Source organism: Staphylococcus sp. SA22 (assembly GCF_054165785.1).
Map to the genome: position 1 here is coordinate 41,581 of NZ_JBSZQY010000014.1, position 15,330 is coordinate 56,910.

Consider the following 15,330-nt stretch of genomic DNA (forward strand, 5'->3'; position numbering starts at 1 on the left):
CCAAGTAAAAAAATCTAATTAATAAAGTGAATGCTTGATGAACAAGCAGTTATTCCAAACAGAATCAATAAGAAAAGTAGAATCAACATGCTAATGCCCCATAAACAACCCTTTTCACTTTCTCTATTATTAATTTCTTGACTTCTTTTAAAGATATTATTACTTTTACATTCTTTAGTTGTTTTAAATTTCACGTTTTTATTACTTCCTTTTGTCTAAAAGTTTACAATGAATTTTTGATTATAATAATATATTCAAAATAGTACTATCTAGTTTGATATGTCAAGCAATATTATTATAAAATTGGAATTCTGAGTTGTCTACTCTAATTTATTATATTTACCTATAAAAATACACCTCAAAAAATAGATTTTTCAGTCTAGCTTTTGGGGTGTACATTCCACACAAACATGTGATTATTTTGATGTTTCTATTAAACTTGTAATTTTAAATTTAAAGTCCCTAAAAAGTCCCTAAAATTTTATTTTATATGAGGTATTATTGATAATGATAAAGTTATAAACCTTGATATTATGCTGTTTTACTTTTTGAATGATAAGTAATTTTATGTTAAAAGTCTCCAGATTGGATAACATAATTAGTATTGCAGATCAGGATTTAACATATACGTTATTGCGTACGCCTGCCAAAAAAGAGATTTCAGATATGATAGAAAAAGTTGATATGAGTATCCAAACAGAATTATCTACCATACATCAAATAAATGAAGTAGCAGAAGTTTTAGGAAAAAAACATAAGATTTTATTAATGGTAGATTGGAAAGATGGCCGTGAAGGTGTTCTGACTTATGATGTTTTAGATTATATTAAAGAAATTATTCACTTGAAAAATATTCATTTTGTTGGTTTAGCATTCAATTTTATGTGTTTTAAATCTGATGCGCCAAGTGATGATGATATCTTTATGATTAATCGATTCGTCTCAGCTGTTGAAAGAGAAATAGGATATCGATTGAAAATTATTTCAGGCGGTAATTCGAGCATGTTACCACAACTTTTATATAATGATTTGGGTAAAATAAATGAATTGCGAATAGGTGAAACGTTGTTTAGAGGTGTTGATACAACGACAAATCAAGCGATAGCTATGTTATATCAAGATGCGATTACATTGGAGGCTGAGATTTTAGAAATTAAACCTCGAGTTAATACACAAACGCATGAATCATTCATACAAGCTATTGTAGATATTGGTTATTTAGATACAAAAGTCGATAATATTTCACCTATGGATCAGCATATCAATATTTTAGGCGCTTCGAGTGATCATTTAATGCTTGATTTAAATGGTCAAGGACACTATCAAGTTGGAGATCATATATCTTTTTCATTAAATTATGAAGCACTTTCTCATTCGATGTATATGAAAAATTTACATAAGGTATATATTGATGATTCAAAGATTGATACGCTACTTCAAAATTTTGATGTGAAATCTCCTGCTATGGTAAACCAATATTAATATATTTATCAATAAGTCTAAGTTGACTAGTTATACTACATATCGTTTACACGGTTGTATCATAATTGTTCAACTTAGATTTTTTGTATTTGTTGATTTATCAATTTAAGTGTAACAGTTCGTCACATAAAAAATGCAACAGGTAATAACAGCTGAATTACAGGGATAACGATCATGCTAAATGGTGTCAATTGTATTAATTCAAAGATGATATAGCCATGATACATTATCAGTATTTTGTCTAAGGAAATGTGCTAATTGTAGTCATAATTACTAGAGGGAATATATAGTCATACATTTTAGTAATATAAAAAGATTGAACACTACTTGACAATGATAATTGTTATCAATAAAATAATAAATGAAGTTATACATATTAAGGAGTGGAACGATGAGAGGTCTAAAAACTTTTGGTATATTGGGATTAATAGTTGCCTTATTTTTAGTTGCAGCTTGTGGTAATACGGATAATTCAAGTAAAAAAGAATCATCAACTAAAGATACTATTTCGGTAAAAGATGAAAATGGTACAGTAAAAGTACCTAAAGATGCAAAACGTATCGTTGTATTAGAGTACTCATTTGCAGATGCATTAGCAGCATTAGACGTTAAACCAGTTGGTATTGCTGATGATGGTAAGAAAAAACGTATCATTAAACCAGTTAGAGAAAAAATTGGGGATTATACTTCTGTAGGTACACGTAAACAGCCAAACTTAGAGGAAATTAGTAAATTAAAACCGGATTTAATTATCGCTGATAGCAGTAGACATAAAGGTATTAATAAAGAATTAAACAAAATTGCACCAACATTATCATTAAAGAGTTTTGATGGAGACTACAAACAAAACATTAATTCGTTCAAAACAATTGCTAAAGCTTTAAATAAAGAAAAAGAAGGCGAAAAGCGTCTTGCTGAACATGATAAATTAATCAAAAAGTATAAAGATGAAATTAAGTTTGATAGAAATCAAAAAGTGCTTCCAGCAGTTGTTGCTAAAGCTGGGTTATTAGCACATCCAAACTATTCATATGTTGGACAATTTTTAAACGAACTTGGATTTAAAAATGCATTAAGTGATGATGTAACAAAAGGTTTAAGTAAATACTTGAAAGGACCTTACTTACAATTAGATACTGAACATTTAGCTGACTTAAATCCTGAACGCATGATTATTATGACAGATAATGCTAAAAAAGATTCTGCTGAATTCAAGAAGTTACAAGAAGATCCAACTTGGAAAAAGTTGAATGCAGTTAAAAATAATCGCGTGGATATTGTTGACCGTGATGTTTGGGCAAGATCTCGTGGCTTAATTTCTTCTGAAGAAATGGCTAAAGAACTTGTTGAATTATCAAAAAAAGAACAAAAGTAAGGTGGAAGTAAATGGCTATAAAAGAAATAAGTAGCCAATCTGCCATAGATTATAAAAGAAAAAGACGCACAACACTCACGTATATAGTGAGTTTGTGCTTTCTTTTTATTTGTATATATTTAAATATGGCGATTGGTTCTTCGAAAATTAATTTTAGCGATATCGTTCACTATGTTACTGGTCATACAGATACGAAAGCAACGTTTTTATTGCATAACGTACGTATGCCAAGGATGATTGCAGGATTATTTATTGGCGGTGCATTAGCGGTATCTGGTTTGTTAATGCAAGCAATGACACGCAATCCGCTCGCATCACCTAAAATTTTTGGTGTCAGTTCTGGTGCATCGTTTTTCATTGTATTTGTGACGATTATCATTCCATCATTAGAATATTATGCATTATATTTAGGTGTAATAGGTGCATTTATAGGTGGTTTAACTGTTTATACACTTTCAGGTGCTACGAAAGGTATGACACCAATTAAATTAGCATTGGCTGGTATGGCCATCCATTTGTTTTTTAGTAGTATGACTGAAGGTATTATTATTTTGAATGAGAATTCAAACGAACAAGTGATGTTTTGGCTTGTCGGTTCATTATCCAGTATGAAGTGGGATGAAATTTTAACCATTTTACCATGGATTATTGGTGCTTTAATTGTAACGATTTTTATTGGACGTCAACTAACGATAATGGAACTAGGCGATGACATTGCTAAAGGATTGGGTCAAAATATAAATAAAGTTAGAATTATCATTGGACTATTAGTCATTATTCTTACAGGTATGTCGGTGTCAGTGGCAGGACCAATTGGATTTGTTGGCTTAATCGTACCGCATATAGTCAAACGCTATGTGAGTAAGAATTATTTAGTCATGATTCCATTAACATTTATTATAGGTGCAGATTTGTTACTACTATCAGATGTATTAAGTCGTTTAATTACATATCCTTATGAATCACCTGTAGGGATTGTTACATCATTCGTAGGTGCACTTTACTTCTTATTTATAACGATTAGAGGGGTGAAAAGAATATGATGACAACGAAAATTATACGTCGTTATAGTTTAATCACAATCCTTTTAATTGTGAGTATATTCATAAGTTTATGTGTAGGGTCTGTCATGATTCATCCGATTGATGCTATTAAGGGAATATTTACACAAGATGATTTTATTTTAAATGAGTATCGTATACCTAGAACATTACTTGGTATTATTATCGGTAGTAGCTTGGCTATATCAGGTGCAATTATACAAGCTGTAATAAGAAACCCGTTAGCCTCACCTGATGTTATAGGTATTTCTAAAGGTGCCAGTTTAGCTGCTGTAATTATTATTATGATCTTTCCAACAGCACCTTTGTTTGTATTACCTATAGGTTCATTCTTTGGTGCCTTTGCAGTAAGTTTATTTTTATCATTTTTAATTTCAAAATATGATGTTAAAGGTTCAAAGCTTGCCTTAATTGGTTTAGCAATAGGCGCAATATGTACGGCGATTGTGCAGTTCTTATTAATCAGAAATCCACTGGAAGCAAACAAAGCGCTTGTTTGGTTGACAGGTAGTCTATATGGTCATGATATGTCGAATATTTATACTATATTACCTTGGTTTTTAATAACGATACCAATCATCATTTTATTGAGTTATCAATTAGATGTATTGAATCTAGGTGATGCTGTTGCAACCGCACTCGGTTTAAAAGTTAAAACGATTAAAATGATATTGCTAATTTTAGCAGTAATATTAGCTGGATCCGCAATTTCAGTTGTCGGTGGTATTAGCTTTTTAGGATTAATTGCACCTCATATTGCGAGACAGTTAATAGGAAATAAAACATTACACGTTATTATCATGTCGGGGTTAATTGGTGCTATATTGTTAACATTTGGAGATGGTTTAGCCCGTGGCATTCATCCGCCACTGGATATTCCTGTAGGGGTTATCATTGCAATTATCGGTGCACCATACTTCTTAATATTATTACGAAGAATGAAATAACTAACATATGATTAGAGTTAAAAAAGGTTAAGTACGAAATCAGTAATTGTACTTAACCTTTTTTGAATTCACCTTGAAAAATTACAAGAAATAGCGTATATTTAATAACTGTAATTATTCATTATTTTGCATACATAAACATTTTGAAGGATAGAATGATAAGGAATATGTTTGTTAACTGAATAGAATTCTGTATATACTTAAAACGAATACATAGAGAAATGGATTGATTTTATGGATAGCTTTTCAAGGAAAGAGATAATCATTGGGAGACTTAAGTTTATTACGATGTCTTTAATTGGTATCTTATTATTTCTAGTACCAATTCCAGTCGAACAAGATGGACAGAAGCAAACAACGTTGCCCGTGGCATTTTTAGCAGGCGTGCTTAAAGATGTATTAGGTGGCGTAATGCCATTTTTAATTGTGACGATAATTACTTTATCGGGTATCATAACGCTGATTTGTTCAACTATTTTAAAAGATAAATTGAAACCTGACGGGCTAATGAACAATGCTTTTAACGTTAGAATTGGTTGGTTAATTTTACGAATATTAGCAGTTGTTTTTGCATGGATGACATTTTTACGAATTGGTTCAAAGGTTATTTACTCAGATGAAACGGGGGGATTATTGTTCTCAAGTTTATTGCCAACATTAGTGGCAGTATTCTTATTTGCAGCTCTATTTTTACCGCTATTAATGGAATACGGTTTGTTAGAGATGTTGGGTCCTATTTTTAGACCGGTTATGAGACCTTTATTTACATTGCCAGGACGTTCGACGGTAGATAATTTAGCATCATTTATTGGAGACGGAACTGTTGGGGTCTTAATTACAAGTAGACAATATGGTGAAGGATATTATTCTCGTCGTGAGGCAACAGTTATTTCAACGACATTTAGTGTAGTTTCTATCACCTTTGCAATTGTAGTTGCTGAAACAGTGCACATGCAAAATCAATTTTTTGCTTTCTATTTATCAGTGATAGTATCCTGCCTCGTTGCAGCAGTCATTATGCCAAGAATTTGGCCTTTAAATAAAATTCCTGATGAGTATGCTAAGGAGGTACCTGAAAGTGCGCGTACTGAGGCATTGCCAGAAGGAAAGACGGCATTGAGACATGGCTTTGATACTGCAACAGAAGTAGGTATTAAAGCACCGGGCGTTATAGGCTTTTTTAAGTCAGGATTAAAAACAGTCGTTGATATGTGGTTTGTTATTTTGCCTGTAGTGATGAGTATTGGTACTATTGCTACCATTATTGCGAACTACACGCCCTTTTTTGTCATATTGGGTAAACCTTTTGTTCCATTTTTAGAGTTAATGCAAATACCTGAAGCGGCACAGGCTTCTCAAACGATTATTATCGGTTTTGCCGATATGTTTTTACCTTCTATATTAATTGAAGGTGTACAAAATGATATAACTCGTTTTGTAATTGGAGCACTTAGTATATCGCAGTTAATATACTTGTCTGAAGTAGGTGGCGTCATACTTGGTTCGAAGATTCCTGTAAGCATCGGCAAATTGTTTATGATTTTCTTGATTAGAACAATCATTACACTACCGATTATTTCTTTGATGGCACACTTGTTATTGTAATTAGATATAGAAAAGGACAACTGTTAAAATTGTGGAAACAGTTGTCCTTTTGTATTTGTTTATGCTGGGTGTTGAATCAATTAAAAAAATCATTCATGAAGCCCTCACCATGAATGATTTTTTTATACAATTTATTTAGTTAATTCATTGTAAACTTTTTGATCATTTTGAGTATAAATAATGTATTCGTGGTCTTCAGTATCGATAATAACGCGATTCGTTTTACCAAATGTTGAGCCGATTCTAGATACATCTTTGCTGTCTAATTTAGGAACTGCATGAATATCTTGGTCTTGTGTTATATTTTTAATTTCACTTGTAGGAATTTTGATATCAGCAACTCTCCATTGAATACGCACTTCATTATTATCCTTTTTTACTGTCATTGCCATTATTCAAACACATCCTTTAAATATTTTGTAAATACATCATAAACGATTTTGTAATCGTTTTCAAGAGTTTATGTGATACTTTTTTAAATTGTGTCATACTAATGAAGTTTAACCCGAAGATATGTTCGTGTTTTTGTTAGGGATATGGTAAAATGTGAGTATTAAAGGAGAACAAATATGACAGGTAAAACACATGCTTCATGCGGCATGCTCGTTGGAGCGCTAACAACACAATATTTTCAAACGGATATTTTTTCGTCGGTTACGGTTATCATTCTAGCAACTCTAGCTAGCTTATCACCCGATATATGTCACACTCAAAGTAAGATTGGCAGAAGGTTTAAGGTAATTAGTTTTTTTGTGAGATTGATCTTTGGACATCGAACCTTTACGCATTCAATATTATTTATCGTAATCATAGCATTTTTATTGCAAATTATTCAGACGCCTAATTATTATATGGTAGCAATTATAATTGGATTAGTGTCACATGTTATACTAGATATGATAACACCAAAAGGCGTGAAATTATTTTATCCGTTACCGTTTAATGTGAAGACACCAATCCAATTTAAAACAGGTGGACTTGTAGACTTATCTTTAGCTACTGCGTTAATGGTCGGAACAGTTTATGTTTTATTTCAGCCTTTCATCAATGATATAATAAGCAACTGGAATACTAAGTTTTTATAGAAAATAAATTATTAAAGGTTACAAACTCAGCAGGAGGCATAAAATGCTAGATAAAAATCAATTAGCTAAATATAAACAAGATCATTTATGTGAATATGAAAAAATAATGAGTAACAATGAAAAAGAAGCGCTTGAAGAGAAGGTAGCGTCATTAGATTTAGATTTTATTGCCAAATTATATAACGATTTATACATCAATAAGAAAACAATAGATGATGTATCTGCAGTTTCTGAAGTGAAATATGGTATTAAATCACAAATGAGTGATGATGAGATTAAGCGTTTAGAGGAACAAGGACTTCAAGCTATTAAAGAAGGACAATTTGCAGTACTTTTGATGGCAGGTGGTCAAGGAACAAGACTTGGTTACAAGGGACCTAAAGGTTCGTTTGAAATTGAAGGTGTAAGTTTATTTGAACTTCAAGCTAACCAATTAAAAACATTGAATCATCAATCTGGACATACGATTCAATGGTATATTATGACAAGTGATATCAATCATGAAGAAACTTTAGCTTATTTCGAAGCACATAGTTATTTTGGATATGATCAAGAAGCAATCCATTTCTTTAAACAAGATAATATTGTGGCGCTTAGTGAAGAAGGAAAGTTAATTTTAAATCAACAGGGTCGTATTATGGAAACGCCGAATGGTAATGGTGGCGTGTTTAAATCTTTAGACAAGGCAGGATACTTAGAAGAAATGTCTAATAATGGCGTTAAGTATATTTTCTTGAATAATATCGATAATGTTTTAGTAAAAGTGTTGGATCCACTATTTGCAGGATTTACGGTAGAACATAATTACGATATTACTTCTAAAACGATTCAACCAAAACCAGGAGAAAGTGTTGGACGATTAGTTAATGTCGATTGTAAAGATACAGTATTGGAGTATTCAGAATTAGATCCAGAAGTTGCAAATCAATTTAACAATGCTAATATCGGTATTCATGCATTTAAACTTGGCTTTATTTTAAATGCTGTAAATCGTGAATTACCTTATCATTTAGCTATTAAGAATTTGAAGCAATTAGATGAGAACTTTGGGGTTATTGAACAACCAACTTTAAAATTCGAATTGTTCTATTTTGACATATTTACTTATGGAACTAGTTTTGTCACGTTACAAGTTCCTAGAGAAGAAGAGTTTTCACCCCTTAAAAATAAAGAAGGTAAAGATAGTGTTGCAACAGCAACTGAAGATTTACGTAGAATGGGTTTAATTTAATGTTAGGCGGTGACTATGATGTCCAAATCAAGTAAAAAAAGTAATGACACAATTGCAGAAACATTTAAGGATATCATTCCATTGTCATTTGGAGAAGAAATAGGCAATGCTGCATCTCATGGGCTGGCAGCGCTGTTAACACTATTAGTCTTACCTTATGCGGCTGTACATAGTTATATTGCAAATGGCACACTTGCATCAGTTAGTATGTCAATTTATGTTATTTCTATCTTTATGATGTTTATTTCATCAACAATTTATCACTCTATGCAAAATGAAACACCCCATAAATATATTTTAAGGATTATTGATCACAGTATGATTTACGTAGCAATTTCAGGTACATACACTCCTATTTTGTTAACAATTGTAGGTGGTTGGATAGGTTGGACAGTATTTATTTTATTATGGGGAACGACTCTTTGGGGAATTTTATATAAATCCATAGCTGTCAAAGTTAATCAAAAGTTAAGTTTAATTGTCTATTTAGTGATGGGCTGGGTAGGTATTATCTTGTTGCCAATTATTTTTATTCGCACATCATGGATATTCATATTATTCATTTTCTTAGGCGGTGTGTCATATACAATTGGTGCATGGTTTTATGCACAAAAGAATAGACCATATTTTCATATGATTTGGCATATTTTTATTGTTATAGCATCACTATTGCATTTAATTGCAATCTTATATTTTATGTAGTCGTTTAGAAAAGGTGGGGGAAACTCCGCTTTTTTTATTACATAAATCATTCTATTAGGGGATTGTATTGTAATAAAATTATCGTTAAGCTTTGAAAGTCAAAAGTGTTTATACATATAAAAATCAATAGTTTGTAAATAAAATCTTATAAATATATAGAAGGAGGTATTTCATGCGATTAAAGTCAATCATAACTGTTATAGCTTTAATATTAATTATGTTTATGTCTGCGATTGAATCATCTATTATTTCGCTTGCATTACCTACAATTAAACAAGATTTAAATGCAGGAAATTTAATTTCATTAATTTTTACCGCGTATTTTATCGCATTAGTAATTGCAAATCCTATAGTGGGCGAATTACTTTCGAGATTTAAAATTATTTATGTGGCAATTGCAGGATTACTTTTATTTAGTATAGGTAGTTTAATGTGTGGTTTAAGTACTAATTTTACTATGCTAATTATATCACGCGTGATACAAGGTTTTGGATCAGGTGTATTGATGTCATTATCGCAAATTGTTCCAAAGTTAGCATTTGAAATTCCGTTACGATATAAAATTATGGGCATAGTTGGCAGTGTTTGGGGTATTTCTAGTATCATTGGGCCACTTCTAGGTGGCGGTATATTAGAATTTGCAACATGGCATTGGTTATTCTACATAAATATACCGATTGCGATCATTGCCATTATATTAGTTATATGGACATTTCATTTTCCAGAGGAAGAAACAGTTGCTAAATCAAAATTTGATACTAAAGGGCTCACGCTATTTTATGTATTTATTGGATTGATTATGTTTGCTTTATTAAACCAACAGCTATTACTTTTAAATTTCTTAAGTTTTATCTTAGCTATCGTTGTGGCAATACGTTTATTTAAAGTAGAAAAACATGTTTCTTCACCATTTTTACCTGTGGTTGAATTTAATCGTTCGATTACTTTAGTTTTTATAACTGACCTTCTAACAGCTATTTGTTTAATGGGATTCAATTTATATATTCCAGTCTACCTTCAAGAACAACTAGGATTATCTCCATTACAAAGTGGATTGGTTATTTTTCCTTTATCTGTAGCTTGGATTACATTGAATTTTAATTTACATCGAATTGAAGCAAAACTATCAAGGAAAGTTATTTACTTACTATCATTTACGTTGCTACTAGTAAGTAGTATTATCATTTCATTTGGTATTAAACTGCCGTTACTTATTGCATTTGTATTAATTTTGGCAGGATTAAGTTTTGGATATATTTATACGAAAGATAGTGTAATTGTCCAAGAAGAAACTAGCCCATTACAAATGAAAAAAATGATGTCATTTTATGGATTAACTAAAAATCTTGGGGCATCAATAGGTTCAACAATAATGGGATATCTTTATGCGATACAATCAGCAATCTTTGGTCCAAACTTACACAATGTGTTAAGTGCTGTTGCTGTAATTAGCACTGGGCTTATTGTTTTATGGGTCGTATTTTTTAAAGAACAGTTATCTCAATCAAAAGAATAGAATTATGATTAAAATTGATGTAGTGTAATTAAAGTAAGAAATAATAAATTTACTAGATGCTAGATAAATCGTTCAATATTTTATTAATAAGGAGGCCAATGATTGTGAATTATCTTAAACATAAGTTTTATAACTTGTTAACTACAATGATTGTTCTCTTTATTTTTGTACTTTCTGGTGCGATTTTTTTAACATTTCTAGGCTTTGGTTTATATGGATTAAGTAGAATACTTATTTATTTTAGGTTGGGTGACTTTACATATAATAGAAGTATGTACGATAACCTATTGTATTATGGCAGTTATATAATCTTTGGGTACTTCATCATATTTGCAGTCGAGCATTTAATGGATTATTTTAGAAAAATGTTGCCTGAAAATGCATATTTTAGAGGCGCGACTTTTCATTTGATTTCTTACACAGTTGCAACAACGTTATTTTATTTCATCATTCATTTAAATTATGTTTATATCAATATCGATTTTTGGGTAATCATGGTTATTATAGGGTTCTTATATGTTTGTAAGCTTCAATTTTACCCTGAAAGTAAAAATTTAAATAATAGAAAATAGATATCTGAAGTTGAGTGCACATATGTGTTCCAACTTCTTTTTGTTCAATAGAACAATCGATAATAGTGAGTCTTAGTGCTCAATTTGTGGTAAATAAGTTAAATAACCATTGTATGAGTCTGAGACATAAAATAAGTTATTAGGCGCTACAATGTTATATTGTTAGTTTTTTAAGTCAGGCTGGGACATAAATCAATGTTCTATGCTCTACGTAGTTATATTGGCAGTAGTTGACTGAACGAAAATGCGCTTGTAACAAGCTTTTTTCAATTCTAGTCGGGGCCCCAACACAGAAGCTGGCGGAAAACCAGCTTACAATAATGTGCAAGTTGGGGTGCGGGGCCCCAACAAAGAGAAATTGGATTCCCAATTTCTACAGACAATGCAAGTTGGGGTGGGACGACGAAATAAATTTTGCGAAAATATCATTTCTGTCCCACTCCCAAGAACCAATAATGATTTAATATGTAGTGCTTCTTTATCATTTGAGTACTACTCCCATTATGTTAATGGCTATATGTATTAAAAGGACAAGTGTATATCTGTTTAAAAAGGAGGAATTATGATGGCTAAAGTTGAATTAACAACCCGGAGACGAAACTTCATAGTTGCTGTTATGTTGATTAGTGCGTTTGTAGCTATTTTAAATCAAACATTATTAAATACAGCGTTACCTAGTATAATGAGAGAATTAAATATTAATGAAAGTACATCGCAATGGCTAGTTACTGGGTTTATGCTTGTTAATGGCGTCATGATACCTCTGACGGCATATCTAATGGATAGGATTAAAACTAGACCTTTATACTTAGCAGCGATGGGGACATTTTTATTAGGTTCTATTGTTGCAGCCTTAGCTCCGAATTTTGGAGTTTTAATGTTAGCACGTGTAATTCAAGCGATGGGTGCAGGGGTACTTATGCCCTTAATGCAATTTACGTTATTTACATTGTTCAGTAAAGAACATCGAGGTTTTGCAATGGGGCTGGCAGGTTTAGTTATTCAATTTGCACCAGCAATAGGACCTACAGTTACAGGATTAATCATTGATCAAGCGAGTTGGCGAGTACCATTTATTATAATTGTAGGAATTGCTTTAGTTGCCTTTGTTTTCGGTTTGGTTTCAATCTCGAGTTACAATGAAGTGAAATATACTAAATTAGATAAGCGCTCAGTAATGTATTCAACTATTGGGTTCGGGTTAATGCTATATGCATTTAGTAGTGCAGGAGATTTAGGATTTACAAGTCCAATAGTAATAGGTGCATTGATAATAAGTATGGTTATTATCTATTTATTTATACGTAGACAATTTAATATTAGTAATGCACTTTTAAATTTAAGGGTTTTTAAAAATAGAACATTTGCATTATGTACGATAAGTTCAATGATTATTATGATGTCAATGGTTGGACCCGCGCTGCTTATACCGCTATATGTTCAAAACAGTTTATCTTTATCTGCCTTGTTATCAGGACTAGTTATCATGCCTGGTGCAATAATAAATGGATTTATGTCGGTTTTTACAGGTAAATTTTATGATAAGTATGGTCCTAGACCATTGATTTATACTGGTTTTACGATTTTAACAATTACTACTATTATGTTGTGTTTCTTGCATACAGATACATCTTATACGTATTTAATAGTCGTATATGCAATTAGAATGTTTTCAGTTTCTTTACTCATGATGCCGATAAATACTACAGGAATTAATTCTTTGAGAAATGAAGAAATCTCACATGGCACGGCTATTATGAACTTTGGTCGTGTAATGGCTGGTTCACTAGGCACAGCTTTAATGGTTACATTAATGAGTTTTGGTGCAAAAATATTTTTATCAACTTCACCATCACACTTAACTTCAACTGAGATAAAACAACAATCGATTGCTATTGGAGTAGATATCTCATTTGGATTTGTAGCAGTTCTAGTTATGATTGCTTATGTGATAGCAATTTTTATCAGAGAACCTGAAGAGATTGAAAGTAATAGAAGGAAATTTTAAAATAATATGAGTAGTTGGTCTATTGAAAATAATAGGCTAACTTCTTTTTTTATTTAATGAAAAGTTTTATACTTTTATTGATAGACTACGTAAAAAATGACATTTGCAATTATGTAGATATTTTAAATTGATTAAGGGGGATTTACTTTGTTAACGGTAGATCAAGTTAAAGAACTAATAGGAGAAATTAAAGATCCTATTATAGATGTACCTTTAAAAGAAACAGAAGGTATTGTAGAAGTTTCTATTAAGGAAGAAAAAGAACATGTAAGTGTTAAATTGGCAATGGCACAATTAGGTGGTGCACCGCAATTAGATTTACAGATGGCAGTTGTTAATGTTTTAAAAGAAAATGGTGCAAAAACTGTGGGTATACGATTTGAAACGTTACCAGAAGAAAAAGTAAATCAATTTAAACCAAAAGAAGAAAATAAACCTAAAACGATAGAAGGGCTGTTATCTCAAAATAATCCAGTTGAATTTATTGCTATTGCTTCAGGTAAAGGTGGCGTCGGTAAATCTACTGTTGCAGTAAATTTAGCCGTTGCCTTAGCCCGTGAAGGTAAAAAAGTTGGATTAGTAGATGCCGATATATATGGATTTAGTGTACCAGATATGATGGGTATTGATGAAAAGCCTGGAATTAAAGGGAAGGAAGTAATTCCAGTTGAACGTCATGGCGTTAAAGTTATATCAATGGCCTTTTTTGTGGAAGAAAATGCGCCAGTTATATGGAGAGGGCCAATGTTAGGTAAAATGTTGACGAATTTCTTTACAGAAGTTAAATGGGGAAACATTGAATATTTAATACTCGATCTTCCACCTGGAACAGGAGATGTAGCTTTAGATGTTCATACGATGTTACCTTCAAGTAAGGAAATTATTGTAACGACACCTCATCCTACAGCAGCATTTGTTGCAGCTCGCGCAGGTGCGATGGCAAAACATACGGATCATTCTATTCTTGGCGTAATTGAAAACATGAGTTATTTTGAAAGTAAAGAGACGGGTAATAAAGAATATGTCTTTGGCAAAGGTGGCGGTACTAAGTTAGCTGATGAACTTAATACTCAATTACTTGGGGAATTACCTTTAGAGCAACCATCTTGGAATCCAAAAGATTTTGCACCGTCAATATATCAATCAGATGATCGTCTAGGTAAAATTTATAGCTCGATTGCACAAAAAGTTATAGCTGCTACAAATAAATAGGTATAATATATGCTAAACGTACAAAATTACTTTTATTTTGTACGTTTTTATATTGAATTGTTTTAGAATGCTGGTAAAATAAGTTCTTGTGTTAAGCAATCAACGCATTGAAAAAAGAAGCGGCTTGCAAACACGAATGTTTTTCAAAAAAGTTATTGACTTTAAATTATAAAGTTGATAAGATAATAAAGTCGTCAAAAACGGCGGCAATGTTTTTAAAGAAGAACTTCAAAAGTGTAAAACTTACCATTGAAATAACTATAAAAACAATATAGAATAAATAAAGTAATCGTTCAAAAAGTTATTGACTTCAACAATTAAACGAAGTACAATAAAAGAGATTGAACATTAATGAACATTGAAAACTGAATGACAATATGTCAACGTTAATTCCAAAAAACGTAACTATAAGTTACAAACATTATTTAGTATTTATGAGCTAATCAAACATCATAATTTTTATGGAGAGTTTGATCCTGGCTCAGGATGAACGCTGGCGGCGTGCCTAATACATGCAAGTCGAGCGAACGGACG

General features: G+C 31.6%; 13 protein-coding genes, 1 rRNA gene and 3 pseudogenes. 14 read left to right on the plus strand and 3 right to left on the minus strand.

Annotated features, from left to right (window positions below; genetic code table 11):
• Positions 1-14: 14 nt before the first annotated feature.
• Complete coding sequence (locus ACXQH5_RS11290) at positions 15-194, minus strand: hypothetical protein (RefSeq protein WP_000669789.1); 180 nt, start codon at positions 192-194, stop codon at positions 15-17.
• 385 nt (positions 195-579) lie between these two features.
• On the opposite strand from ACXQH5_RS11290, the pseudogene sfaC reads away from it, so the two are divergent.
• Positions 580-1,482: pseudogene (gene sfaC, locus ACXQH5_RS11295) on the plus strand (staphyloferrin A biosynthesis protein SfaC); the annotation flags it as partial.
• A 100-nt stretch (positions 1,483-1,582) separates the two neighbouring features.
• Here sfaC and ACXQH5_RS11300 read toward each other — a convergent pair.
• Positions 1,583-1,709: pseudogene (locus ACXQH5_RS11300) on the minus strand (hypothetical protein).
• 164 nt (positions 1,710-1,873) lie between these two features.
• On the opposite strand from ACXQH5_RS11300, the gene ACXQH5_RS11305 reads away from it, so the two are divergent.
• The 4 genes from ACXQH5_RS11305 (at position 1,874) to ACXQH5_RS11320 (ending at position 6,470) form a co-directional block, all read left to right on the plus strand.
• On the plus strand, positions 1,874-2,857 hold the full coding sequence (locus tag ACXQH5_RS11305; protein ID WP_001214647.1) for an ABC transporter substrate-binding protein: 984 nt from the start codon (positions 1,874-1,876) through the stop codon (positions 2,855-2,857).
• 11 nt (positions 2,858-2,868) lie between these two features.
• Complete coding sequence (locus ACXQH5_RS11310; RefSeq protein ID WP_000974920.1) at positions 2,869-3,900, plus strand: FecCD family ABC transporter permease; 1,032 nt, start codon at positions 2,869-2,871, stop codon at positions 3,898-3,900.
• On the plus strand, positions 3,897-4,865 hold the full coding sequence (locus tag ACXQH5_RS11315; RefSeq protein WP_000989086.1) for a FecCD family ABC transporter permease: 969 nt from the start codon (positions 3,897-3,899) through the stop codon (positions 4,863-4,865). The genes ACXQH5_RS11310 and ACXQH5_RS11315 overlap by 4 nt, the downstream gene beginning before the upstream one ends.
• Before the next feature lie 234 nt (positions 4,866-5,099).
• The gene (locus ACXQH5_RS11320) at positions 5,100-6,470 is read left to right on the plus strand and encodes a YjiH family protein (RefSeq protein WP_458067277.1); all 1,371 of its coding nucleotides are present in this window, start codon (positions 5,100-5,102) and stop codon (positions 6,468-6,470) included.
• Positions 6,471-6,601: 131 nt separating this feature from the next.
• On the opposite strand, the gene ACXQH5_RS11325 is transcribed toward ACXQH5_RS11320, so the two are convergent.
• Complete coding sequence (locus ACXQH5_RS11325) at positions 6,602-6,862, minus strand: SunI/YnzG family protein (RefSeq protein WP_001251935.1); 261 nt, start codon at positions 6,860-6,862, stop codon at positions 6,602-6,604.
• A gap of 177 nt (positions 6,863-7,039) precedes the next feature.
• Here ACXQH5_RS11325 and ACXQH5_RS11330 point away from each other — a divergent pair, with 177 nt between their 5' ends.
• The 9 genes and pseudogenes from ACXQH5_RS11330 to ACXQH5_RS11370 all read left to right on the plus strand — a co-directional run.
• Positions 7,040-7,555: a metal-dependent hydrolase gene (locus tag ACXQH5_RS11330; RefSeq protein WP_000147097.1), complete on the plus strand. Its 516-nt coding sequence runs from the start codon at positions 7,040-7,042 to the stop codon at positions 7,553-7,555.
• A 43-nt stretch (positions 7,556-7,598) separates the two neighbouring features.
• Positions 7,599-8,786 (plus strand): UTP--glucose-1-phosphate uridylyltransferase, encoded by a 1,188-nt coding sequence (locus ACXQH5_RS11335; protein WP_000884744.1) that lies wholly within the window; start codon positions 7,599-7,601, stop codon positions 8,784-8,786.
• Between the two features lie 18 nt (positions 8,787-8,804).
• Positions 8,805-9,488 (plus strand): PAQR family membrane homeostasis protein TrhA, encoded by a 684-nt coding sequence (trhA, locus tag ACXQH5_RS11340; protein WP_000047124.1) that lies wholly within the window; start codon positions 8,805-8,807, stop codon positions 9,486-9,488.
• Positions 9,489-9,660: 172 nt separating this feature from the next.
• Positions 9,661-11,004: a multidrug efflux MFS transporter SdrM gene (sdrM, locus tag ACXQH5_RS11345; protein ID WP_001237512.1), complete on the plus strand. Its 1,344-nt coding sequence runs from the start codon at positions 9,661-9,663 to the stop codon at positions 11,002-11,004.
• 98 nt (positions 11,005-11,102) lie between these two features.
• Positions 11,103-11,576: a multidrug efflux transporter SepA gene (gene sepA, locus ACXQH5_RS11350; RefSeq protein ID WP_000636857.1), complete on the plus strand. Its 474-nt coding sequence runs from the start codon at positions 11,103-11,105 to the stop codon at positions 11,574-11,576.
• Between the two features lie 565 nt (positions 11,577-12,141).
• Positions 12,142-13,584 (plus strand): multidrug efflux MFS transporter LmrS, encoded by a 1,443-nt coding sequence (gene lmrS / locus ACXQH5_RS11355; RefSeq protein ID WP_001141002.1) that lies wholly within the window; start codon positions 12,142-12,144, stop codon positions 13,582-13,584.
• 147 nt (positions 13,585-13,731) lie between these two features.
• Positions 13,732-14,796 (plus strand): Mrp/NBP35 family ATP-binding protein, encoded by a 1,065-nt coding sequence (locus tag ACXQH5_RS11360; RefSeq protein ID WP_000958518.1) that lies wholly within the window; start codon positions 13,732-13,734, stop codon positions 14,794-14,796.
• An 88-nt stretch (positions 14,797-14,884) separates the two neighbouring features.
• A pseudogene (locus ACXQH5_RS11365) lies at positions 14,885-15,071 on the plus strand (hypothetical protein).
• A gap of 183 nt (positions 15,072-15,254) precedes the next feature.
• Positions 15,255-15,330: ribosomal RNA gene (locus tag ACXQH5_RS11370) — 16S ribosomal RNA — on the plus strand; the annotation flags it as partial.

Bases quoted from the DNA above. Each gene is read 5' to 3' on its own strand.
- ACXQH5_RS11305 (WP_001214647.1), top strand. From the start codon at position 1,874: ATGAGAGGTCTAAAAACTTTTGGTATATTGGGATTAATAGTTGCCTTA.
- ACXQH5_RS11310 (WP_000974920.1), top strand. From the start codon at position 2,869: ATGGCTATAAAAGAAATAAGTAGCCAATCTGCCATAGATTATAAAAGA.
- ACXQH5_RS11315 (WP_000989086.1), top strand. From the start codon at position 3,897: ATGATGACAACGAAAATTATACGTCGTTATAGTTTAATCACAATCCTT.
- ACXQH5_RS11320 (WP_458067277.1), top strand. From the start codon at position 5,100: ATGGATAGCTTTTCAAGGAAAGAGATAATCATTGGGAGACTTAAGTTT.
- ACXQH5_RS11325 (WP_001251935.1), bottom strand. From the start codon at position 6,862: ATGGCAATGACAGTAAAAAAGGATAATAATGAAGTGCGTATTCAATGG.
- ACXQH5_RS11330 (WP_000147097.1), top strand. From the start codon at position 7,040: ATGACAGGTAAAACACATGCTTCATGCGGCATGCTCGTTGGAGCGCTA.
- ACXQH5_RS11335 (WP_000884744.1), top strand. From the start codon at position 7,599: ATGCTAGATAAAAATCAATTAGCTAAATATAAACAAGATCATTTATGT.
- trhA (WP_000047124.1), top strand. From the start codon at position 8,805: ATGTCCAAATCAAGTAAAAAAAGTAATGACACAATTGCAGAAACATTT.
- sdrM (WP_001237512.1), top strand. From the start codon at position 9,661: ATGCGATTAAAGTCAATCATAACTGTTATAGCTTTAATATTAATTATG.
- sepA (WP_000636857.1), top strand. From the start codon at position 11,103: ATGATTGTGAATTATCTTAAACATAAGTTTTATAACTTGTTAACTACA.
- lmrS (WP_001141002.1), top strand. From the start codon at position 12,142: ATGGCTAAAGTTGAATTAACAACCCGGAGACGAAACTTCATAGTTGCT.